At 71.9% G+C, this 22,106-nt stretch carries 16 protein-coding genes; 7 read left to right on the plus strand and 9 right to left on the minus strand.

Annotated elements, in window-relative coordinates; genetic code table 11:
* Positions 1-1,632 precede the first annotated feature (1,632 nt).
* Both ACZ7OU_RS15475 and ACZ7OU_RS15480 read right to left on the minus strand, forming a co-directional pair.
* Positions 1,633-3,537: a sensor histidine kinase gene (locus tag ACZ7OU_RS15475; RefSeq protein WP_470255473.1), complete on the minus strand. Its 1,905-nt coding sequence runs from the start codon at positions 3,535-3,537 to the stop codon at positions 1,633-1,635.
* On the minus strand, positions 3,527-4,222 hold the full coding sequence (locus tag ACZ7OU_RS15480) for a response regulator transcription factor (protein WP_470255474.1): 696 nt from the start codon (positions 4,220-4,222) through the stop codon (positions 3,527-3,529). The genes ACZ7OU_RS15475 and ACZ7OU_RS15480 overlap by 11 nt, the downstream gene beginning before the upstream one ends.
* A gap of 157 nt (positions 4,223-4,379) precedes the next feature.
* On the opposite strand from ACZ7OU_RS15480, the gene ACZ7OU_RS15485 reads away from it, so the two are divergent.
* Entirely contained in the window at positions 4,380-7,517 is a 3,138-nt protein-coding gene (locus ACZ7OU_RS15485; RefSeq protein WP_470255475.1) for a GH92 family glycosyl hydrolase, read from the plus strand.
* Positions 7,518-7,521: 4 nt separating this feature from the next.
* Here the strand turns inward: ACZ7OU_RS15485 and ACZ7OU_RS15490 are convergent, their stop codons facing one another.
* Positions 7,522-8,382 carry an esterase/lipase family protein gene (locus ACZ7OU_RS15490; RefSeq protein ID WP_470241283.1) on the minus strand — a complete coding sequence of 287 codons (861 nt, stop codon included), beginning with the start codon at positions 8,380-8,382 and terminating at the stop codon, positions 7,522-7,524.
* A gap of 115 nt (positions 8,383-8,497) precedes the next feature.
* On the opposite strand from ACZ7OU_RS15490, the gene ACZ7OU_RS15495 reads away from it, so the two are divergent.
* From ACZ7OU_RS15495 to ACZ7OU_RS15505, 3 genes are all read left to right on the plus strand, one after another.
* Positions 8,498-9,610, plus strand: coding sequence for a PucR family transcriptional regulator (locus ACZ7OU_RS15495; RefSeq protein ID WP_470255476.1), 1,113 nt, complete (start codon positions 8,498-8,500; stop codon positions 9,608-9,610).
* Between the two features lie 201 nt (positions 9,611-9,811).
* Positions 9,812-10,300, plus strand: a complete 489-nt coding sequence (locus ACZ7OU_RS15500; protein ID WP_470255477.1) for a hypothetical protein — start codon at positions 9,812-9,814, stop codon at positions 10,298-10,300.
* A 7-nt stretch (positions 10,301-10,307) separates the two neighbouring features.
* A complete protein-coding gene (locus ACZ7OU_RS15505; protein ID WP_470255478.1) occupies positions 10,308-10,733 on the plus strand; it encodes a hypothetical protein in 426 nt (141 codons plus the stop codon).
* Positions 10,734-10,839: 106 nt separating this feature from the next.
* On the opposite strand, the gene ACZ7OU_RS15510 is transcribed toward ACZ7OU_RS15505, so the two are convergent.
* The 5 genes from ACZ7OU_RS15510 to ACZ7OU_RS15530 all read right to left on the minus strand — a co-directional run bounded on the left by ACZ7OU_RS15510 (position 10,840) and on the right by ACZ7OU_RS15530 (position 15,645).
* Positions 10,840-10,935: a hypothetical protein gene (locus ACZ7OU_RS15510; protein WP_470241279.1), complete on the minus strand. Its 96-nt coding sequence runs from the start codon at positions 10,933-10,935 to the stop codon at positions 10,840-10,842.
* Between the two features lie 102 nt (positions 10,936-11,037).
* Positions 11,038-12,660 (minus strand): DUF885 domain-containing protein, encoded by a 1,623-nt coding sequence (locus ACZ7OU_RS15515; protein ID WP_470255479.1) that lies wholly within the window; start codon positions 12,658-12,660, stop codon positions 11,038-11,040.
* A gap of 22 nt (positions 12,661-12,682) precedes the next feature.
* Entirely contained in the window at positions 12,683-13,453 is a 771-nt protein-coding gene (locus ACZ7OU_RS15520; RefSeq protein ID WP_470241278.1) for an IclR family transcriptional regulator, read from the minus strand.
* A gap of 53 nt (positions 13,454-13,506) precedes the next feature.
* Positions 13,507-14,883 (minus strand): GMC oxidoreductase, encoded by a 1,377-nt coding sequence (locus ACZ7OU_RS15525; RefSeq protein ID WP_470255480.1) that lies wholly within the window; start codon positions 14,881-14,883, stop codon positions 13,507-13,509.
* 18 nt (positions 14,884-14,901) lie between these two features.
* Complete coding sequence (locus tag ACZ7OU_RS15530) at positions 14,902-15,645, minus strand: SDR family NAD(P)-dependent oxidoreductase (protein ID WP_470255481.1); 744 nt, start codon at positions 15,643-15,645, stop codon at positions 14,902-14,904.
* 105 nt (positions 15,646-15,750) lie between these two features.
* Between ACZ7OU_RS15530 and ACZ7OU_RS15535 the strand changes: the two genes are divergently transcribed.
* Genes ACZ7OU_RS15535 through ACZ7OU_RS15545 form a run of 3 tightly spaced genes read left to right on the plus strand, consistent with a single transcriptional unit; the run spans position 15,751 to position 19,232 of the window.
* Complete coding sequence (locus ACZ7OU_RS15535; RefSeq protein WP_470255482.1) at positions 15,751-16,794, plus strand: ABC transporter permease; 1,044 nt, start codon at positions 15,751-15,753, stop codon at positions 16,792-16,794.
* On the plus strand, positions 16,736-17,782 hold the full coding sequence (locus ACZ7OU_RS15540; protein ID WP_470241274.1) for a sugar ABC transporter substrate-binding protein: 1,047 nt from the start codon (positions 16,736-16,738) through the stop codon (positions 17,780-17,782). Before ACZ7OU_RS15535 ends, ACZ7OU_RS15540 begins: the two co-directional genes overlap by 59 nt.
* A gap of 1 nt (position 17,783) precedes the next feature.
* A complete protein-coding gene (locus ACZ7OU_RS15545) occupies positions 17,784-19,232 on the plus strand; it encodes a sugar ABC transporter ATP-binding protein (protein WP_470255483.1) in 1,449 nt (482 codons plus the stop codon).
* 40 nt (positions 19,233-19,272) lie between these two features.
* Here the strand turns inward: ACZ7OU_RS15545 and ACZ7OU_RS15550 are convergent, their stop codons facing one another.
* A complete protein-coding gene (locus ACZ7OU_RS15550; RefSeq protein WP_470255939.1) occupies positions 19,273-21,864 on the minus strand; it encodes a glycoside hydrolase family 3 protein in 2,592 nt (863 codons plus the stop codon).
* Between the last annotated feature and the right edge of the window lie 242 nt (positions 21,865-22,106).

Raw genomic sequence — 22,106 nt, forward strand, 5'->3', positions numbered from 1 at the left:
CCGTACCCGCCGCTCGCCGCGCTGCCGCCCGGCGCCCCGGTGCGGCGGCTCTTCACGCCCGCGGAGCAGCGCTTCGCGCCCTACCTCGCCATTTTGCCGGGCATTGTCAACGATGTCAGCACCGATCCCGCCACCCTGGGGTTCTTCGGCGGCGGCTGGTGGCGGACGCCGAGCGAGCCGTACAACGCCCGCGTCCAGGAGCACGTCTACACGCTGAGCTGGTTCTACGCGAACCGGCGGCTGTGGAACCCGTACCACCTGGACCCGGCGCTGCGGAACCGGCTCGACGCGGCGATCGCGCACTACCTGAACCTGCAGCACGCCGACGGCTCGTTCCCGGAGTACTCGATCACCGAGAAGTCCAAGGCCGCCACCGGGTTCGGCCTCGGCTACCTCGCGAAGACGCTGGCCAACCTGCGTCAGGTCGACGCGCTGCCCGCCCGCCGGGCCGACCTCGAAGCCTCGCTGCACCTGGGCATGACGTGGTTGCTGAACCCGGCCAACCCGATCTGGGCGCACCCGATCGAGTTCGCCAACCAGAACACGTCCGGGCTGTCGTCGTCCCAGCTGGCCTTGAAGCTGAACCCGGACGCCGTGCTCTCGAAGCAGCTGCACGACCGCATCGAGTTCCTCGCGGTGAACGGCCAGAGCCCGGCCGGCTTCTTCTACGAGCCGACCGGGATGGACGTCAACTACAACTTCGAGGTGATGCTCCCGGAGCTGGCCGAGATCTACGCGCTCACCCGCAATCGCACGGTGGTCGGGATGGCCCGGAAGTTCGCGGACTGGTTCGGCTACAACGTCGTCCGCGAACCGGACGGCTCGGGCTCGCTGACCTACGTCGCGACGTCGAGCCGCACGCACGTCTCCTACTACGACGACGTCATCCCGGATCCCGACCGGACCAACCTCGCCTCGCTGTTCGTGCCGGAAGTTCCGGACCTGGCCGCGTTCTTCACCACGCGCGAGGACCGCGCCGAGACGCGCAGGCAGTGGGCGAAGGTGCCCGGCCCGGCGATCGGACCGGCCAAACAGGACACCTCGCCGCGCATCCTCGCGCACGTGTCGTACGGCGAGGCCTTCCCGTCGCACGGCGAGAAGCAGGCGTCCATCCGGCAGCTCCCGTACCTGCGCTCGAACGACTTCGCCGTGCAGCGCCGGGACGCCGAGCTGAACCAGACCTACGTCTACGTGCGGCGCCCGCAGCTGTACCTGGCCGGGTTCTGGGGCACACGGCCGTCGACCTACGTCCGGGGCGCGCAGGGCATGCTGTGGCACCCGTCGGCCGGCATGGTCGTCCACTCGCAACAGGACGACACGCAGTGCTGGGCGAGTCTCCTGCCCAACGGCAGCCCGGACGCCCGCGGTCTCCTGGACGCGACCTACGCCATCGGCGACCGCGCGTGGGACGGCAGCCGGAAGGTGCCCGGCGCCGCGCCGGTCGTCGTCCGGTACGGCCTGGACAACCGGATCCGCACGGACCTGACGATCACGCGCGACACCGTCACCCGCGCGGTCCGGGGCGCGACGCCGCTCACCGAGCAGGTCCCGCTGGTCCTGCGCCCGGGCGACGACGTGCGTTTCTCCGACGGCACACCGGTCGCCCACGGCGTCAACGCGAGCGCGACGGCGTCAGGCCTGACGATCCGCCGCGGCCGCACGACGATCACGATCGGCTGGGGCACCGCCCTCGCCGCGACCGTCACCGCCACCGCCGTCACCTTCCTCCGTGACGGCGCCCGGCGGCTGCACGTCCTGCGCGTCCCGCACCCCGGCACCCTCACCACGGAGATCCGGCTTCGGTAGCCGGACGGTGAACGTCGATCCGGCGTCCACTTCGGACTCGACGGTCACCGTTCCGCCGTGCGCCTCCACGAGGTGCCGCACGATGGCGAGGCCGAGCCCACTGCCGCCGGTCTGGCGGCTGCGGGACTTCTCGGCACGCCAGAACCGGTCGAACACGTGCGGCAGGTCGGCGGCGGCGATGCCCGCGCCGGTGTCCGCGACGGCGATCACCACCTCGTCCACAGTGGACGAGACGTGGATCGTCACGCGGCCGCCGGGCGGCGTGTGCCGGACCGCGTTGGTCACCAGGTTGGAGACGATCTGGCGCAGGCGCACCGGGTCGGCCGCCAGCCCGGTCTCGCCGTGGGGCGAGACGGTGAGCGTGACGCCGGCCGCGGCGGCCCGGTCGGCGTGCGCGGCGGCGACGTGGCCGGCCAGCTCGGCCGCGTCGAGCAGCTCCGGGTGCACCCGCAGCCGGCCGGCGTCGGCCGCGGCGAGGTCCTGCAGGTCCTCGACGATGTGCTGCAGCAGCACGGTCTCCTCGAGCAGCGACGCGCTCAGCGCGTGGTCGAACGGCAGGTGCCCGTCTTCGGCGGCCTCCAGCCGGCCGCGGATGACGTTGAGCGGGTTGCGCAGCTCGTGGGCGATGTCGCTGACCATCGCCTTGCGCTGCTCCTCGATGCGTTCGCGCCGGGCGGTGAGGTCGTTGAACGCGGTGGCGAGGTAACCGACCTCGTCGCGGGACTTCACCGGGGCCGGCCGGTCCTGCTGCGCCGCCTCCGTCAGCGCGCGCAGCGGCCGGGCCAGCCGCCGCGCGACCAGCACGGTGATCGCGGCCGCCAGCAGCAGCACGCCGCCCGTCACCGCGAGGATCCGCGTCAGGTTCTCCTGCGACAGCGTGAACGTCGGCAGCGGCGACCCGCTCGGCCCGAGGGTGAACAGCAACGCGGGCGGCGCGACGAACGGCGTGAGCTGCTCGCGGCGGGCGGAGTCGAGGCAGCCCTGGCTCGGTCCGGGGTCCGAAGTCGCGAGGATCTCGAGGTCGAGGTCCAGTTTCACCGGATCCGCGCCCTGGTTCCGCAGGCAGCGGTTCACGGCGTCGTTGAGGCTGCCGAGCGCGGCGTCCTCGGTCGGGGTCGGCGTGGCCAGCTCGTAGACCCCGCACTTCGCCGCGAAGTAGCGGACGCTGAGCGGGTCCGCCCCGGTGAGCTGCGCGCGCCCGCTCGCGGACTCCCGCACCTGGCCGGTGATGCCCAGCGAGTCGAGGCAGGCGACGGCCTTCCTGGCCAGCCCGTCGAGGTCGTCGCGTTCCTTCGGCGGCAGCCGGAACGGGCCCACCGCGCGCGGGTCGATGCCGCTGGTGCCGGCCTGGGGCAGCAGGACCGGGTCGACGTGCAGCGGGTCGACCGACGCGGTCGCCTTCACCGGCAGGGTGACCGGCGCGCCGCCGGAGTCGCCGAGGACGTGCCGGTCGAGGGTGGTCAGCACGATCCGCCGGCCGGTCTGCTCCGACAGCGTCTTCAGCTTCGGCCCGACCTGGTCCCAGGTGTGGTTGGCCGCCGCGAAGCCGAGCACCTCGGTGTAGATGGTCGCGTCGCCGGAGAGCGCCTGGCCCTGTTCCTGCTGGATCGCGCGGGTGGTCGTCTGCACGGCGAGCCACGCGGTCGCGGCGATCGAGCCCAGCGCGATCAGCAGCGAGACCGCCGTCAGCCGGACGACGAGACTGCGTCGCAGCGGAAAGCTAGGCGTCATCGTCCGCCGTCAGCTTGTACCCGACACCGAAGACGGTCCGCAGGTAGACGGGGTTCTGCGGGTCGGGCTCGAGCTTCTTGCGCAGGTTGAGCACGTGGACGTCGATGATCCGGGTGCTGACGAACCGGTCGTCGCCGCGGGTGAGCTCCAGCAGCTGCCGGCGGGTGAACACCCGGCCCGGCTGCCGGATCAGCGTCTCGAGCAGCTGGAACTCACCCGGCGTCGTCTCGACCGGGCGGCCGTCGATCGCCACCTCGTGCCGCACCGGGTCGAGCCGCAGCGGGCCGGCGCGCAACGCCGTGTCGGGGGGTTCGTCGCGCACGGCCGTGCGCCGCAGCAGCGTCCGGACCCGGGCCATCAGCTCGCGCGGGCTGTAGGGCTTGGTCAGGTAGTCGTCGGCGCCGAGGTCGAGGCCGAGCAGCAGGTCGTCCTCGGTCGCGCGGGCGGTGAGCATCAGCACCGCGACGTCGGACTCGCCGCGCAGGATGCGGCAGACGTCGAGGCCGTCGACCTTGGGCATCATCACGTCGAGGACCAGCAGGTCGGGGCGATCGCGGCGGGCCTCGTCGAGCGCCGCCCGGCCGTCCGGGGCCAGCACGACGGTGTGACCCTCGCTTTCGAGGTAAAGCCGGAGCACCTCGGCCTGCTTCTCGTCGTCCTCGGCGACCAGTACACGTGCGCACACCGCGTCGAGGTTAGGCGCCCTGACACCGTCGCCACCCGATCCTGACCGGATCTTCATACGTTGAGGGCACGAGCCAGGTCTTTGTCAAAGTGTTGACCCCGGCCCCGGGCACAGGCAAAGGTCGGATGACAGGTCTGTCAGCTCTGGGAGGCACCGGGTGCGGTACAGGTTCATGGCGGCGATCGTCGCGACGGCGGTGATCGGGGTACCCGGCGTCGCTTCAGCGGCGCCGACAACGATGTCACCGCTGGTCGGCGACCCTTCGGCCTACGTCGACCCGCTGATCGGCACGGGCCGCGGCGGCAGTTCGGTCGGCGAAATCAACAACTTCCCCGGCCCGGCGGCCCCGTTCGGGATGATGCAGTTCTCGCCGGACACGCAGGGCGCGTACGCCGGCTACCAGTACCACTCCGATCAGATCCGAGGTTTCAGCCTCGATCACGCCTCGGTCGGCTGCAACGCGTTCGGCGACGTGCCGATCCTGCCGATCACCGGCGACGTCGGCAGCGCGCCCTGGGACCGCACCGAGCACTTCACCCACGACGACGAGCAGGCCGAGCCCGGCTACTACGCCGTGACGCTCGCCGACTCGAAGGTCCGGGCCGAGCTCACCGCGACGACCCGCACCGGGCTGGCGACGTTCACCTACCCGGCCGGCTCGACGCCGCAGGTGCTGGTCAAGGGCGGGGCGAGCCTCGCCGGGAACTCCGCCGCCACGCTGAAGATCACCGGCGACCGCGAGGTCAGCGGGTCGGCGACCACCGGCAACTTCTGCGGCAAGGGAAACAAGTACACCGTCTACTACGACGTCACCTTCGACCAGCCGTTCACCGCGCACGGGACCTGGGACGGCTCGGCGGTGAAGCCGGACACCGACAGCGTCGACTCGCCTCGTGCGGGCGCCTACCTGACCTTCGGTTCGGCGGCCGTGGTGCACGCGAAGGTGTCGATGTCCTATGTGGGCGTCGACGGCGCGAAGGCCAACGCGGCCGCGGAAGTCCCGGGCTTCGACTTCGCGTCGGTCCGGAAGTCCACTCGCGACAAGTGGACGCAGGCGCTCGGCAAGATCCGGGTCGCGGGTCGCGACACCGCGCAACTCAAGACGTTCTACACCGCGCTGTACCACTCGCTGATGCACCCCAACACGTTCGACGACGTCGACGGCCGGTACATCGGCTTCGACAACCAGATCCGGACGTTGCCGAAGGGGCGGCACCAGTACGCGAACTTCTCCGACTGGGACACCTACCGCTCGCTCGCGCCGCTGCACGCCATGCTGTTCCCGAAGGAAGCCAGCGACATGGCACAGTCGCTGACCAACGACGCCGTGCAGGGCGGCTGGTGGCCGCGCTGGCCGATGGCGAACGCCTACACCGGCCAGATGACCGGAGACAGCTCGGTCGCGCTGATCTCCAACCTGTACGCGTTCGGCGCCCGCGACTTCGACGTCAAGACCGCGCTGAAGTACCTGGTCAAGGGCGCGACTTCGGTGGACGACACTCCAGGCGCGTACCAGGAACGCCGCGGCATCGCGGACTACGTCGCCCGCGGGTACATGCCGAACAACGACGCTTCGCGTGGTGACCACGCCCGCGTCGGCGCGTCGATCACGCTGGAATGGGCGATCGACGACTTCGCCATCGCGCAGTTCGCGCAGGGCATCGGCGACCGTGACGTCGCGCGTGAGTTCACCAAGCGTGGGCAGAACTGGCAGAACATCTTCAACCCGGCGACCGGCTACCTCCAGCCGCGCGCGCAGGACGGCCGCTTCCCGGACGGCCCGGCGTACGTGCCGCCGCCGCCCGGCAAGTTCGGCCAGGACGGCTTCGACGAGGGCAACGCCGCGCAGTACACCTGGCTGGTGCCGCAGGACCCGGCCGGTCTCGTCACGGCGATGGGCGGTCCTTCGGCGGTGGCGTCCCGTTTGGACACCTTCTTCCAGAAGCTGAACGTCGGCCCGAACGAGCCGAACATGTGGGCCGGCAACGAGCCCGACTTCGGCGTCCCGTTCCTGTACAACCACGTCGGGCAGCCGTGGAAGACGCAGCAGGTGGTCCGCGAGATCGCCACGACGCTGTTCAGCGCGACCCCGGACGGCGAGCCGGGCAACGACGACCTCGGCGCGCAGTCGTCGTGGTACGTCTGGGCCGCGCTCGGCATCTACCCGGCGACCCCGGGCACGCCGGACCTGGTCGTGGCCAGTCCGCTGTTCGAGCGGGCGGTGCTGTCCCTCCCGAATGGACGGACGATCGACATCCACGCGCCGAAGGCGCCGGCGACGTACGTGCACGACCTGTCGCTCAACGGCCGTGACTGGAACCGCACGTACCTGCCTGCGAACACCGCGCGCGAGGGCGGCCGGCTGGACTTCTCGCTGGTGTCCACTCCGGACAAGCGGTGGGCGGCCGGGTCCGTCCCGCCGTCCTACCAGGACAACGAGAAGCCGTTCCTGACGTCGGCGACCAACCAGGTCGTCGTCGCACCCGGGACCAGCGGCGTGGCCACCGTGAGCGGGCAGCGGCTCGGCGGGCACGACCGGGTGCTGGACGTGTCCACGCAGGCGCCGGCGGGGATCACGGTCACCGGCCCCCGGCAGCTCCGGCTCGACGACCGGACCGGCAGCGGCACCGCGAAGCTGAGCGTGTCGGTGGCGGCCGGGACGCCCGAGGGCTACTACCAGGTGCCGGTGACCGTCCGCGGCGGCTCGACGTCGGTGCCCGGGTCGGTGATCGTGCTGGTCGCGCCGCCCGGCGGGCTGGCGGCGGCGTATGCGAACGTCGGCATCTCCGACGACGGCGACACCGGTTCGGCCGACATCGACGGCGCCGGGAACAGCCTGTCGCGGCAGGCCCTGGCCACGGCGGGCCTGGTCGGCGGGAAGGCGTCGCAGGCGGTGGGGACGACGTTCACCTGGCCCGCCGCGCCGGCCGGACGGCCGGACAACGTCGTCGCGGCCGGGCAGACGATCCAGGTGAGCGGGACCCGCCTGTCGTTCGTCGGCACCGCGTCCAACGGGGACCACCGCGGCACCGCGACGGTCACCTTCACCGACGGCACCACCGCCCCGGCGGACCTGTCGTTCGGCGACTGGGTCTTCCCGGGCGGCGGCACCGATCCGGTGTTCGGCAACACGCTGGTGGCCCGCACGGACCACCGCAACCAGCCGGGCGGCCAGGGCGGCGGGGCGTCGGTCTACGCGACGACGCCGTTCGACGCCCCGGCCGGGAAGACGATCGCTTCGGTGACCCTGCCGTCCGACGCGGACCTGCACGTGTTCGCGATCGGCCTGGCCTGACCCCTCAGCCCGGCGAACCCACCGCGCAGATCCTGATCGGGGTGGCGTTCGCCGGGTCGAGGGCGTTGCGGACCAGGTGCCACACGTTGAGGTCGTACGCCTCGCCGATGTGGCCGACCGGGTCGAACGGGCACGAGTCCTGGACGTAGCGGTTGTGCACGCCGGGCTCGCGGATGAACGACGTCTCGGTCGGGGTCACCAGCTCGTCGTAGCGCGAGGTGATGATCGTGTAGTCGATGCCGGGCTGGGCGACCGGGCCGGTGTTGAGGGCGACGATCGCGGCGCCGCCGTCCAGCTCGTCGGCGAAGATCGGCAGGCCGATCGTCTTGACGATGGTGTCCCAGGTGGACTTGCCGAGCACGGTGTAGGCCAGCGTCAGGAGGCCGGAGGCGTTGGCGCCGTGCGTCGGCGGGGCGATCGCGACGACCTTGCCGATCTCGCTCTGGATGCCCTGCATCTTGGCCAGGTAGATCGACTGGAGGCCGCCTTCGGAGTGGCCGACGACGTCGACCTTGGCCGCACCGGTGGCCGCGCGGACCTTTTCGACGAAGTTCTTGATCTCCAGCGACGACTCCGCGACCGGCTTCAGCCCGCCGACGAAGGGGAACTGCGGGTAGGCGCCGTAGGTCAGGGAGAACGTGCAGTAGCCGCGGGCGGCCAGGTCGGCCTGGAGGAAGTTGAGGTCCTCGTAGTAGGTGGCGAAGGTGCCGTGGAGCAGCACGACCGGGTTCGGGTGGGCCGCGCCCGGGCGGCAGCCGAAGTCGTTGTTGCCGCCGCCGGCCGCCTGGGCCGGCGCCGCCGCGCCCAGGGCGAGCAGGCTCGCGATGCCGAGCCCGGCCAGCCATCGTTTCGTTCCCCGCGCCATTGCCGAGTCCCTTCGTCTGGTTGGTATGCACAGCATGCGCCGACTGATCAACGCTGTCTGCTGGCAGAACGCGCAGAAACTTGCCGCGGCCGTTTGTGCATGGTGACAATGTGGCATGGATCCGGTGGCCGAGCTGTTCCCTCGATCGGGTGAGATCGCGGCCGCGATGATGGCCCGCTGCGCGGCCGAGATCCCGGCGTACCGGCTGCTGCCGGCCACGGTCCTGGAGGGCGACCTGGTCGCCAACGCGCGGGCGGTGTTCGAGCTGTTCCTGACGACGGTCGCCGAGAACCGCCGCCCGACCCCCGACGAGCTCGCCCTGCCGATCGCGTGGGGCGCGGAGCGGGCGCGCGACGGCCTGCCGCTCGAGGCCGTGCTGAAGGTGTACCCGCTGGCCGCGAGCGTCGCGTGGGAGCTGGCGGACGGCGACCGCCGGACGCTGGGCGCCCGGATGCTCGACTTCCTCGGCGAGGTGATGCCGCGAGTCGCGGAGGCGTACCTGCGCGAGCGCGACGACCTCGACTGGGAGCGGCGCGAGGACCGCCAGAACCTCGCGGCCAGCCTGCTCGCCGGTCGCCCGGTGCGGGACCGCAGTCTCGCCGAGAGCTACCACGTCGTGGTGTTCCACCTGCCGACGCTGCCCGCGGACGCCGGCTCCCGGGCGGCGACGGACCTCTTCCGCGCGGTCCGGTCCGATTTGGACAGTCAAGCCCTGGTGACGTTCAAGGGTGACGGCGGCGTGCTGCTCGTGCCACCGGAGTCCGACGTCGACGCTCTGGCGGCGCGTGTCGACCGGATCTGCGGACGGCCTTGCATGGCGGCCGTTTCGCACGCTCCGTCGCGAGTGGACATCCCGGCCGCGCACGCGGAAGCCGTGGAAATCCTTGCCCTGGCGGAAAATCTGCGTCGCCCGGCCCGGCTGTACCGGCTCGCCGACCTGGCCATCGAGTATCAGCTCGCGCGGCCGGGCCCGGCGCGGGAAGCGCTCGCTCTGGTGCTGGCCCCGCTCGAGGACCACCCGCACCTGATCGACGCCCTGCGCGCGTTCGTGACATCGGACTACAACCGCGGCGAAGCGGCGACGGCGTTGAACATCCACCGCAACACGCTGACCTACCGGCTGGGCCGCATCCAGCTGATCACCGGCCACGACGCGACCCGCCCCGCGGACGCCCGCCACCTGGCCGCCGCGATGACGGCTTACGACATCGTCCGCCAGAACGGGTGAATTCCACCGGATACTGCGCCGTTGGTTACCGATCCGGCTACAGCCACGGCGGAAACCGGCGCCTTTGTGCCGATCAGTCGAGGAGCGTGTCCGCCTACTTCCGGCCGGATCGGTAACGCTTGCGTCGCGTTCTCGGGGATCTGTTGCGGAATCGTCCGCGCCGCCGATTTCAGGGGGCGGAGACGGAAGAAGTTGATTTCCATGAAAGCCGCCGGAATTCTCGTCGTCGCCCTGGTCTCGGTCTGTGCTGTCGCTTGTGGAACGCCGGTCGTCGGCGTGCCGGTGCCGGTCGCCGTGCCGCCGGCGCCGGCCACCAGCACGACCGTGGTCGCCGTACCCGCGGCGCCGCGGACGGTGTACGTCCAGCAACCGCCGGTGTACGTCGCACCGGCCGACACCGCGGAGGCGCGCACGGTCGTCGCGTACTACGACGCGATCAACCGTCGTGACTTCGCCACGGCGTGGTCGCTCGGCGGCAGCCGCATCGCCGGCGGCGGCGGGTACACCAAGTACGTCAACGGTTTCGCGACGACGTCGTGGGACACGGTGACCGTCACGGACGTCCGGGGGAGCACGGTGTCGGTCGTGCTGTCCGCCGTCCAGACCGATGGCAGCACCCGGACCTTTTCCGGCACCTACACCGTTTCCGGCGGCGTCATCGCCGGCAGCCACATGACCCGCACGAAATGAGCCAGCCATGCGCCTTTTCCGCGCCACCGTCGCCACCGCCGCCCTGTCCGCCGTGCTCGCCCTCGCCGCGTGCGGGGTGCCGGTCGCCGGGAACGCCGTTCCCGCGGGTATCCAGACCGTGGTCACGACCGCACCGAGCACGCCGACCGTCACCGTGGCACCCCCGCCGACGCAGACGGTGACCGCCGTGGCGCCGCAAAAGGTGTACGCGCCGGCGAGTGGCCAGTGGTACGCCCAGTCGAGCTGGATCTACGCGCAGCCCTGGATCACGATCACCCCGGGCGCGAACCAGACGCCGTGCCAGTGGCTGCACGCCACGGGGTACAGCTACGCGCAGGCGTACGCGGCCTGGGCGCAGAACGGCTACCCGTCGAGCTGGTCGGCCACCGGCGACGGCTACCCGTGCCAGAAGTCCTACGGCATGCAGCATTAGCGGTGGGAGTGGAAGCTCCAGGCGTCGGCGACGATGTCGCGCAGATCGGGCCGGCCGGGCTGCCACCGCAGCTCCTTCCGGGCTTTCTCGCTGCTCGCGACGGTGATCACCGCGTCGCCTTCATCGAACCGGTCGACGAGAAGATCATGCGCCGGACACGCGCCGCGCGGGCGGCCTCCAGCAGCGCGAGGGAGCCGCGCACGTTAGCCCGCCCCGCCTGTGACCAGCAGCTTCACCCTGAGACCCTTCCTCGCCGATTGGTCCCGGCAGCCTGGCGACCGGCCGGCGGGGCACGGACTCCGCGCTACCCGGCCCAGGCGCGGACCACGTCACCCAGCACCTTCAGCGGCAGCGGGCCGCCGCCCAGGACCACGTCGTGGAAGTCCTTGATGTCGAACGCTTCCCCGAGCTTCTCCTCCGCGTACCGGCGCAGGCGCAGGATTTCCAGCCTCCCCGTCATGTAGGCCAGCGCCTGGCCCGGGCTCTCGATGTACCGGTCCGTTTCCGTCTGGACCTCGACCTCGCTCAGCACGGTGTGCCCGCGGAGGAACTCGACGCACTGCTCGCGCGTCCAGCCCAGGGCGTGCAGGCCGGTGTCGACCACCAGCCGTGCGGCGCGGACCGAATCCTCCGCGACCATGCCGAGCCGCATGAGGTCGCTCGAGAACAGGCCCATCTCGTCCGCGAGCCGCTCGGTGTAGAGGCCCCAGCCCTCGCTGTACGCGGTCACCGGCGCGATCCGGCGCAGCTGGGGCAGGTCGGTCAGCTCCAGCGCCAGCGACGTCTCGAAGTGGTGGCCGGGCACGCTCTCGTGGAACGCCACCGTCTCGGCGATGAACCGGTCGCGCGTGCGCACCTCGTGGGTGTTGGTGAAGTAGATGCCCGGGCGCGAGCCGTCGAGGGCGGGCGGGAAGTAGTACGCCGGGGCGGCGACGGGCGCGTCGGCCTCGGGGACCGCCCGCACCACGCACTCCGCGCGGGGCATCCGGTGGAACCAGTCCGGCGCCGCGGCGGTCGCGCGGGCGACGGCGGCGCGCGCGGTCTCCAGCATCTCCTCCGCGTCACGCCAGCGGAGGCTTTCGTCGGTCCGCAGCCGGCGCCGCACTTCGGCCGGGTCGGTCAGCCCGAACTCCCGGCCGCCCAGCTCGGCGTACTCGGCCTCAAGCCCGGCGAGCACGTCCAGGCCGAGCTGGTGCAGCTCCGACGGCGTGTGGTCGGTGGTGGTGTGCATGCGCGCCAACGCCGCGTAGTGCGCTTCGCCGTCTTCGAGCCAGCACAGTCCCGGCCGGTCGCCGGGACGGCCGTTCCCGGCGACCTCGGTGGCGACGAACTCGCGGTAGCGCGCCAATGCCGGCCGGACCACCTCGGCCACCAGCCGGTCACGCCGCTCGCCGCGGCCGCCGGTCAGCGGCTGGGCGAACAGCTCCTCCTGCGCGAGGTAGCGGTCCAGGAACGCGATGGCGTTGCCCACGTTGCGGTCGACCGGTGTCCGTCCCGCGCGAAGCCCGTCTCCTTGGCGTTGCGCCAACGCCTCGTAGAAGGCCGGGAGCGCGGCCAGCCGCGCCAGGTAGTCCTCCTCGGCCCGCTCGCCGGACGGCGTGAGCTGCGGCAGGAAGGTGAGGTGGCTGATCCCGGTCGCGAACATCGGGTCGGCGAAGGTGAACTCGACGGTCCGCGCGTCGAGCTGGGTGACGACGGCCTCGGCCTGCTGGACGACGACGCCGAGCGTCACCCGGTCGGCGTCCGCCGACGCCCGGGCCCGCGCGCGGATGCCGGCGGCCCGGTCGCGGATCTCCCGCTGGGCGGCTTCGCCGGGGTCCGGCAGGTCGGCGTCGTGACCGGTGACGCCCACGAAGGTCGCCTCGAGCGGCATCAGGGTGGCCAGCACTTCCAGCAGTTCGTCCGCGAGCGCGGCGGCGGAGGTCATCTCCCCATTCTGTCGGCGCCGCTCACCCGCGATCCAGGGGATTTCGCACCGGGGCGAGCGCCAGCTCCCGCGACAGCGCGAGCGCCGCGGTCCGCACCGCCGGGGCCAGCCGGTCGAGGTCCAGCTTGGCCGCGTTGCCCGTGATGGACAGGGCCGCGAGCACCTGGCGCCGGGCGTCGAACACCGGCGCGGCGACCGCCGACACGCCGACCTCGTACTCCTCGTGGTTGACGCCGTACCCGCTCTCCGCCGCGCGCGCCAGCTCCTGCCGCAGCCGCCCGGGCGCGACGATCGTGCGGGGCGTCCAGCGCGCCAGCCCGGCCACGGCGACCCGGCGGAAGTAGTCGGGGGAGCCGAGCGCGAGGAAGAGCTTCCCGGTCGCGGTGCAGTACAGCGGCAGCTTCCCGCCGACCTCCGACTCGATCGGCATCGACCGGCGGCCGCTCACCTTCTCCAGGAACAGCGTGTGCGGCCCGTCCTGCACCGCGAGGTGGATGTTCTCGTGCGTCGCCTCGTACAGGTCCTCCAGGTACGGCAGCGCGGCTTCCCGCAGGTCACGCCGCCGCGGCACGCGCTGGCCGAGCTCGAACAGCTTCATGCCGAGCCGGTACCGGCCGTCGGTGCGCTCCAGCCCGCCCCAGCCGACGAGCTCGGCGGCCAGCCGGTGCACCGTCGGTTTCGGCAGGCCCGTGCGTGCCGTCAGCTCGGCGAGGGAGAGCGTCGTGTCGGCCGAGGCGAACGCGTCCAGCAGCGTCAGGCCGCGGGCGAGCACGGACTTCGGCGGGCCGCTCATCCCGTGATGATGATCCGGTGGCGGCGGGGAGGCAACGTCGCTGAGCCGAGCGGTCACCGGATCGCCTCGGCGACCTTCGCGGCGAGCGCGCGCACGGTCAGGTCCGGGGCCACCGAGAGCACGGCCGGCAGCAGGGACGCGTCGGCGACGTACAGGCCGTCGACGTCGTGGGATCGCCCGTCCGGGCCCACCACCGACCGGGCCGGGTCGTCACCCATCGGCGCGCCGCCCTGCGGGTGCGCCGCGAACAGGCCGCTCCACACGACGTCGCGGGCCCCGGCCGCGCGCAGGTGGTCCACCGCGAACTCCAGCGCCGCGGCCAGCCGTCGCCGCTCGGCCGTCGAGAACCGCTTGCCCACGACGACCTCGCCCCCGGCGCCGAGGCCGGCGACGGCGGTGTTGTCGTCGGTGACCGGCACCCGCAGACCCGTCCAGCCCGGATGGCCGCGCACGACCTCGGCCAGCCGACCACCCCACAGCGGCCGGTGCCCGGTGTCGACCAGGCTCGCGGCGAAGTCGACCGGGCCGGGCAGCGCGGCCGGTTCGACGGCGAACCCCGCGCCCGCGCGGGCGTCCGGTGACCGGGCGAGCAGGCCGTACACCAGCCGGGCCGGGCGCAAGCCCAGCGTCCGTCCGGTCAGCCGCGACGATGGTGAGTCGATCTCGGCGGTTTCGTGGGTGTGCAACAGGATCCGGGGCGTCGCGAGCGGGCCGGCGGCGAGCACGACGACCGGGGCGAGCAGCACTCCGTCGCCCCCGTCGCACGTGTAGGCGACGCCGGTGACCTTCGGGTGCGGCCCCGACGTGTCGACCAGGACGCGCCGGACCTCGTGCCGCCGGCGCACCCGTGCCCCGGACGCCGGCACCGGGCGTTCGTACCACGGTTCGAGGTCGGCCGGCCCGAACGGGCCCGCCGCGCCGAGCAGCCCGGTGCGCTCGTGGAACTTCGCGACGTCGGACGCGGGCGCGCGCTCGGCCTTCGCCGGGCCGGGCGGGGTGGGCGGCCCGATCGGCTCCTCGTCCACAGTGGACAGGAACCGGGCCGGCGCCGGGGTGCCGTCGACCAGCAGCACGTCGGCACCGCGCCCGGCCAGGTCGGCGGCGATCGACGCGCCGCCGACGACCACGACGTCCGCCCGGTCGGGGCCGCGCCGCCCCGGCGGGGCGTGGTCGCCGTAGCCCGCTTCGATCGCGAGGCGCCGGAACCGGTCGAAGGCGGCGCTGCCGGCCAGCCGCGACAGGGCCGGCGCGTCCGAGACGCCGGCCATGAGCCCGATCGCCGCGTGCACGGCGTCCTCCTCGGCGGGGGTGAGGGCGGGCAGGGTCGCGGCGAGGTACCGGTCCGGCCGGGCGGCGGCCGAGCCGGGGACGAGCAGCTCGCAGACCCGCGTCACCACGGCCGCCTCGCCGGCGCCCAGCAACTGGCTCACGCGGCCCCCTCGGTGCACTCAATGGAACGCCGAACCGCCGTCGACGTTCAGCGTCTGGCCGGTCAGGAACCCGCTGCCCTCGTCGCACACGTACCGCAGGGTCGACACCAGGTCCGCCGGGCTTTCGGTGCGCGGCACCGCCTGGCTCGCCCGGACCCGTTCGAAGCCGCCCTCGGCGCCGGTCGTGCGCGCGGCCGTCGCGGTCGTCGTCAGTCCCGGCGCGATCGCGTTCACCGTGATGCCTTCCGCGCCGACCGCGTTGGCCAGCGCGCGGGTGAACCCGACCAGGCCCGCCTTCGACGTCGTGTACGCGACCAGGTCCGGCGGCCCGAGGAAGACGACCGCCGACACGATGTTCACCACCCGGCCCCAGCCGGCGGCCCGCAGGTGCGGCAGCGCGGCCCGCGTCACCAGGAACGGGCCCTCCAGGTTGAGGCGCATGACGTCGCGCCAATCGTCCACAGTGGTCTCTTCGAAGGGGATCGGCGGGTAGATCCCGGCGTTGTTCACCACGATGTGCAGCGCGCCGAAGGCGGCCACGACCTGCTCCACGGCGGCTTCGACGGCGACCGGGTGCGTCACGTCCGCCGTCACCGGCAGGAACTCCCCGCCCGCGGCGACCACCCGCGCGGCCGTCTCGGCCTGGTCGTCCACGTCCCAGCCGGCCACGCGGTGGCCGAGCCCGGCGAGCGCCACGGCGAACTCCTGGCCGAGCCCGCGCGCGGCCCCGGTGACGACGGCGACCCGGCTGGTGGACGGCATGACGGGCAGCGTGGCGGCCGGTGCCGGGTCGCGACAAGGTCACCGTTTCACCCACCGAAACGCGCGTCTTGCCGAACCCGGGCCCGGCTGGTGACCTTCGCGGCTATGTCCACGCCCCCGTGGTACCGCCACGTCCTGCGCGACGAGCTCGGCGTCGTGCTGGTTCTGGCCGTCCTGGTGGGCGTCGTCGGGCTGGCGCACCCGGACTTCCTGCGCCCGGTCAACCTGCTCTCCACCGCGCAGAGCTCGGTCTACGTCGGCTTGATGGCCTGCGGGATGGTGTTCCCGCTCGCGATGCGCGAGGTCGACCTGTCGCTGGGCGGGCAGTACGCGCTCGGCATCGTGCTGGGTGCCGTGCTGATCCGCGACGGCTGGTCGCCGTGGCTCGCCCTGCCGGCGATCCTGGTCGTCGCGACCGTGCTGGGCTGCCTCAACGGCGCGATCACGACGTACCTGCGGCTGCCGTCGTTCATCGTCACCCTCGCCGCCGCGCTGCTCTTCCGCGGCGCCGCGCTCGCGCTGGCCGACGGCAAGCAGATCAGCGGCATGCCCCTGGACCACCCGTTCTTCAGCGTGCTCGGCGGCGAGCTGGCCGGCATGCCGGCGTCGGTCTGGGTGCTGCTCATCGCGACGATCGCGCTCACGGTGGTGTTCACCCGGACCCGGTTCGGGGCGCGGGTGCGGGCCGTCGGGTCGAACCCGGACGCCGCCGAGTTCAGCGGCCTGCCGATCGCCCGGACGCGGATCGCCGCGCTCGGGCTGTCCGGGTTCATGGGCGGCGTCGCGGCCGTGCTCGGGCTGGCGTTCTTCACCGCGGGCGACCCGACCGTCGGCAACGGCTACGACCTCACCGCGATCGCCGCCTGCATCATCGGCGGCACCCCGCTCGCCGGCGGGCGCGGCTCGGTGCCCGGCGCGGTGCTCGGCAACCTCATCCTCACCACCGTCGCGGCCAGCCTGGTGTTCCTGCAGGTGCCGATCAACTGGACGACGTTCGCCACCGGCGCGGTGATCCTGGTCGCCGTCGCCTTCGACAGCGTGCTGCGCCGGACGCGCGGTCACGGCCTGTTCCCCCGCTCGAGGAGGAAACATGAAACGCACCCCGATCCTGATCCTGATCACGTGCCTGACGCTGAGCGCCTGCGGTAGCTCGGGCAACTCGGGCGGCGGCGGTCAGCTGAAGATGGGCATCGCCGTCGCGAACATCAGCCTCAACTTCGCCCACGAGATGGTCGAGGGCGCGGAAACGGCGGCGCAGCACGAGGGCGGCGTCGACTTCAAGGCCGTCGGGCCGCCCAACACCGACGGCCCCGCCGAGCAGCAGCTGTTCACCAACCTCACGCAGACCAACCCGGACGGCGTGGTGCTGGAGAACCTCGACCCGCCGATCTTCACCCGGCCGGCCGCGACGGCGATCGACCGCGGGGTCCCGGTGGTCGCGCTCGACACCGCGCCCACCGACGGCAGCAAGATCACGTTCTACGTCGGCAACGACAACTACGACCTCGGCGTGCAGCTCGCATCCGAACTGCTGAAGCGGTTGCCCGCCAACCCGTCCGGGACGGTCGTCGTCGGCGTCCCGAACCCGGGGACGCCGGTGCTGGACAGCCGCGCTCGCGGGATCAAGGAGACGCTCGCCGCGAAGGCGCCCGGGATCAAGACGCTGGGGCCGTTCCAGACCTACAGCGACCCGAACCAGAACTACGGCGCGTGGGCCGCGCTGGTGCACGCGAACCCGTCGGCGCTGGCGTTCCTCGGCGTCGGTGACGCGGACAGCTACGACCTCGCGAAGATCAAGCAGACGGAGAACGGCAAGTACCTCGTCGCGGGCGCGGACGTCGACGCGAAGACGTTGCAGGGCGTCAAGGACGGCCTCGACTTCGTCACCATCGACCCGGAGCACTTCCTCAAGGGCTACGTCGTGACGGCGCTGCTGATCCGGTCGGTGAAGGAGAAGAAGCCGCTGCCGCAGGGGTGGCTGCGGATGCCGGGCCTGGTGGTCGACTCGTCGAACATCGACGCGGTGCTCAAGCGCCAGACGTCCACGCAGGCGGCGTACGACTTCTACAAGCCGGAGATCGACCGGATCCTGGCGAACCCCGCCGCGTCGATGCGGCCGCTGGCCGAGGCTCGCTGACGTGCTGCGCGCCACCGGCCTGACCCGGCGCTACGGCGGCGTCACCGCACTGTCCGAAGTGGACTTCGCGCTGGCCCCGGGCGAAGTGCACGCGGTGGTGGGGGAGAACGGCGCGGGCAAGTCGACGCTGGTGAAGATCCTCTCGGGCGTCCTTCGGCCGGACGCGGGTTCGCTCGCGCTCGACGGTTCGCCCGTGGCGTTCTCTTCCGCGCGCGACGCGGTCGGCCGCGGAGTCGCGCTGGTGGCGCAGGAGCTGGCGGTGTTCCCCGATCTGACGGTGCTGGAGAACCTGTTCCCGCTTTCAGCGCCCCGGCGGGGGTTGCTGCTGAGCCCGCGGCGGATGGCGTCGCTCGCCGCGCCGGTGCTGGCGGAGCTGGGCTTGGACGTCCCGCTGGACGCCCGGGCCGGTTCGCTGTCGCTGGCGGACCAGCAGCTGCTGGAGATCGGGCGGGCGTTGCTGCGGGACCCGGCGGTGCTGGTGCTGGACGAGCCGACGTCGGCGTTGCCCGCCGAGGCGGTCTCGCGGCTGATGGGCGTGCTGCGCCGGCTGCTCGCGCGCGGGGTGGCGGTGCTGTACGTGTCGCACTTCCTGGAGGAGGTGCTGCGGATCGCGTCACGGATCACGGTGCTGCGCGACGGCCGGTCCGTGCTGTCGGGCGTGGAGACGGCGTCGGTCGACCTGGACGGCGTGGTGGCGGCGATGCTGGGGGACCGCGTGGTGGTGCCCGTCGCTTCTCGTCCGCCGCCCCGGCCCCGGCCGCCCGCGGTCGTGGTCGAGGAACCCGCGTTCGCCGTGGCGGAGGGCGAGATCGTCGGCCTGGCCGGCCTGCAGGGCGCGGGACACCTGGAGGTACTGGCCGCCCTGTCCGGGCGGGCGCCGTCCCACGGCCGGATCCACATCGGCGGCCGCCCCGCGCCGCGCTCGGTGCGGGCCGCGGTCCGGGCCGGGATCGCGTTCGTCCCGAGCGACCGCAAGCGCTACGGGCTGATGCTCGACCAGCCGGTGTGGCGCAACACGAGCGCGGCCGCCTGGCTCGGCGCCGGCCGCGGCGGGTGGTGGCTGCGCCGAGCGTCCCACGTGGCGGCCGCTCAGCGGCACATCGAGCGGCTGCGCATCCGCGGCGGGCCGGAAGACCTGGTGGCCACCCTGTCCGGCGGCAACCAGCAGAAGGTGGTGTTCGCGAAGTGGCTGGAGGCGGACCCAGTGCTCCTGGTCCTGGACGACCCGACCCGCGGAGTCGACGTCGGCGCCCGAGCCGAGATGCACGCGGTGATCACTTCGCTCGCGGTGGCCGGGAAGGCGGTGGTGCTGGCGTCGACGGATTTGGTGGAGCTGTGCGAGCTTTGTGACCGGGTGCTGGTGTTCCAGCGGGGCCGGGTGGTGGCGCGGTTGACGCGGTCGGAGCTGTCCGAACGCGCGCTGAGCGTGGCGATGAACGCCGGAACGTGAACCGGGCCGGGAGCTTCGCGCTCCCGGCCCGGCCGGATACCTAGGTCAAGCTCGAACAAGGCCTCGCATCAGGATCTTTCGCCCCGTTCGGGACCCAGCGCACGTTCGCGAACGACGCCTGGAACGCCGCGTCCGTGTACACCAGGAACGGGGTGTTGATGTGCTCGAAGTCCAGCCCGTTGTTGAAGCAGGACAACGGGATCTTGACCGTCGTCTTCGGGCCGCCCGCGAGATCCGTGAACAGCTTCGTCGCGTTCACCTCCGAGAAGCACGGGTAGACGCAGTGCATGCTGATCACCGTCCGGTTGACCGGTGCCTGCTGGACCGTCGTGTCGAACTCCAGCGCCCCGTCCGCGTTGAGGTAGCTGCGCAGGTCGTTCGTGCCCGCCGTGTTCTGCATGTAGAGCTGAGCCGCTCCGGTGCCCGTCCAGGTCGCCTTCAGGCCGTCGCCCTGCACGTTGACGTCGGTCGGGACCGTGTTGATCTCGGGGTGGTCGGCCGTGCCGTCCGGGCCGATCACGGTGCCGCCCCAGTTCGAAGCCGAGCCGATCTGGCTGGTGTACGGCGCCACATCCGTGCGGTCGTAGATCGACAGGTCCTCGGTCGCCGTCCCGCCGCCGCCGGTGGACCCGCAGGTCGCCGGGCCGGGGGTCTCGTCCAGCTGGCCGATCGTGACGCGCTGGCCGCTCTTCAGGCCGTAGCCCAGCTTGAACAGCGGGTCGTAGTCCGGGGACCACGGGTTGAGCGGCGACTGGCACGCGCTCTTCGGCCACGAGTACGACAGCGTGCCCTGGTAGCCCGTGCCGTCCTTGCCCTTGACCAGCATGTCGGCGACGCCGCCGCCCTCGGTGCCCGGCAGCCAGGCCGCGACGAACGCGTCCGAGCGGTTGATCTCCTTGTTCATGTACAGCGGGCGGCCGCCGACGTACACGGTGACGACCGGGGTGCCCTTGCCGCTGACCTTGTCCAGCACGGCCAGGTCCTCGGGGTAGAGCTTCGACGCCTCGAGCGTCTTGCGGGTCAGGTCGCCGACACCTTCGGCGTACGGCGTCTCACCGATCACGGCGATGACGGCGTCGTAGCCCTTCGGGTCCACGGTGCCGGTGGCGTCGAAGGTGACGTTCGCGTCGCCGAGGTCCTGCTTGATGCCGGTCAGGATCGAGGTGGCGTTCGGGAAGTCGGCGTTGGTGTTGCCGGTGCCCTGCCAGCTCAGCGTCCAGCCGCCGGTCTGGTTCGAGATGTTGTCGGCGCTCTTGCCGACCACCAGGACCTTCGACTTCGGCTTGAGCGGCAGCACGTTGCCGTTGTTCTTCAGCAGCGTCTGCGACTCGCGGGCCGCGTCGCGGGCCAGCCAGTTGTCCTTCAGCGCCTCGTCGGAGTTGGCGTACGAGCGGTCGGACGGCTTCTGCGACTCGAAGAGGCCGTCGCGCACCTTGACGCGCAGGATGCGGGTGACCGCGTCGTCGATCCGCGACATCGGGATCTGGCCGCTCTGGACCTGGGCGATCGTGTTGGTGATGAACGCCTTCCAGTCCGCGGGCACCATCACGACGTCGATGCCGGCGTTGATCGCCTGCGGGCACGACGAGTTCGTGCAGCCGGGGACCTGGCCGATGGCGTTCCAGTCGGACACGACCAGGCCGTCGAAGCCGATCTTGCCCTTCAGGATCTCGTTCATGGCCTTGTCGCTGCCGGTCAGCTTGCCCTCGTTGATGCCGAGGTCCGGGTTGGTCCAGCTGTTGAACGAGACCATCACGGTCTGCGAGCCGGCGGCGAGCGCGCCGTAGTAGCCCTGGCCGTGGATGTTGATCATGTCGGCTTCGGACGACGGGTTGACGCCCTGGTCCTGGCCCTTGATCGTGCCGCCGTCACCGATGAAGTGCTTGGCGGTGGCGATCACGCCGTTGTAGCCGATGCGGCTGGTGGCGCCGTCCTGGAGGCCGTTGATGTCCTCGTAGCCGTAGGAGCGGGTGATCCGCGGGTCCTCGGAGAAGCCCTCGTAGGTGCGGCCCCAGCGGTCGTCCTGGACGACGGCGAGGGTGGGCGAGAAGGCCCAGTCCTGGCCGGTGGCGCGGACCTGGCGCGCGGTGGCGCCGGCGACGTCGCGCACCAGGCACGGGTCGTGCGCGGCGCCGAGGCCGATGTTGTGCGGGAAGACGGTGGCGCCGTAGACGTTGTTGTTGCCGTGCACGGCGTCGATGCCCCAGATGACGGGGATCTTCGTGCGGCTGGTCTTGGAGGCGTTCCAGTAGGCGTCGGCGAGGTTCAGCCAGTCCTGCTGGGTGGCGTGCTTGTTGCCGCCGGGCCACGCGCCGCCGCCGTTGAGGACGGTGCCGATGGCGTACTGGCGGACCTCGTCGGGGGTGATCGAGGTGATCTCGGGCTGCGTCATCTGCCCGACCTTCTCCTCGAGGGTCATCCCCGCGAGGATCTGGGCGACGCGCGCCTCATCGCCGGCCTTCCCCTTGAGCCGGCTGTCGACCTTGGGCCAGTCCGCCAGGGTCGGCAGGCTGTTCTCGATCTTGGCGCAGCCGTTCTTGTCCTTGGCAGGCTGGCCGATGACGGGCTGGGCCGGTGCGTCTGCTTGGGCGGGCGTCGCTTGGGCGATCCCACCCAGCAGGCTCAGGCTCATCAAGGTGACGAGCGAACTTCGGCGCGCACGGGACCACGCGCGTGATCTTCTGGCCATGGTCTGGTCCATTCTGCGGTGAACGGCGGCGGACCGGCCGATCCTCACCGGGCGAAGGGGACGGCGTCAATAGGTTTCGAGCTGGTTATTTCTCGACATAAAATAAGAGTCGGCGGGAGAGTGGCCACGCTTAGCCGGTGCGCCGGTGAAGGTCAAGGGCACTGCCGGGCAAGGGTTCTGCCCGG

This window comes from Amycolatopsis sp. NPDC114505 (assembly GCF_055633615.1).

Coding starts and splice junctions, on each gene's coding strand:
- ACZ7OU_RS15540 (WP_470241274.1), top strand. CDS start 16,736: ATGAAACGCACCCCGATCCTGATCCTGATCACGTGCCTGACGCTGAGC.
- ACZ7OU_RS15505 (WP_470255478.1), top strand. CDS start 10,308: ATGCGCCTTTTCCGCGCCACCGTCGCCACCGCCGCCCTGTCCGCCGTG.
- ACZ7OU_RS15520 (WP_470241278.1), bottom strand. CDS start 13,453: ATGAGCGGCCCGCCGAAGTCCGTGCTCGCCCGCGGCCTGACGCTGCTG.
- ACZ7OU_RS15500 (WP_470255477.1), top strand. CDS start 9,812: ATGAAAGCCGCCGGAATTCTCGTCGTCGCCCTGGTCTCGGTCTGTGCT.
- ACZ7OU_RS15535 (WP_470255482.1), top strand. CDS start 15,751: ATGTCCACGCCCCCGTGGTACCGCCACGTCCTGCGCGACGAGCTCGGC.
- ACZ7OU_RS15515 (WP_470255479.1), bottom strand. CDS start 12,660: ATGACCTCCGCCGCCGCGCTCGCGGACGAACTGCTGGAAGTGCTGGCC.
- ACZ7OU_RS15530 (WP_470255481.1), bottom strand. CDS start 15,645: ATGCCGTCCACCAGCCGGGTCGCCGTCGTCACCGGGGCCGCGCGCGGG.
- ACZ7OU_RS15490 (WP_470241283.1), bottom strand. CDS start 8,382: ATGGCGCGGGGAACGAAACGATGGCTGGCCGGGCTCGGCATCGCGAGC.
- ACZ7OU_RS15475 (WP_470255473.1), bottom strand. CDS start 3,537: ATGACGCCTAGCTTTCCGCTGCGACGCAGTCTCGTCGTCCGGCTGACG.
- ACZ7OU_RS15495 (WP_470255476.1), top strand. CDS start 8,498: ATGGATCCGGTGGCCGAGCTGTTCCCTCGATCGGGTGAGATCGCGGCC.
- ACZ7OU_RS15550 (WP_470255939.1), bottom strand. CDS start 21,864: ATGAGCCTGAGCCTGCTGGGTGGGATCGCCCAAGCGACGCCCGCCCAA.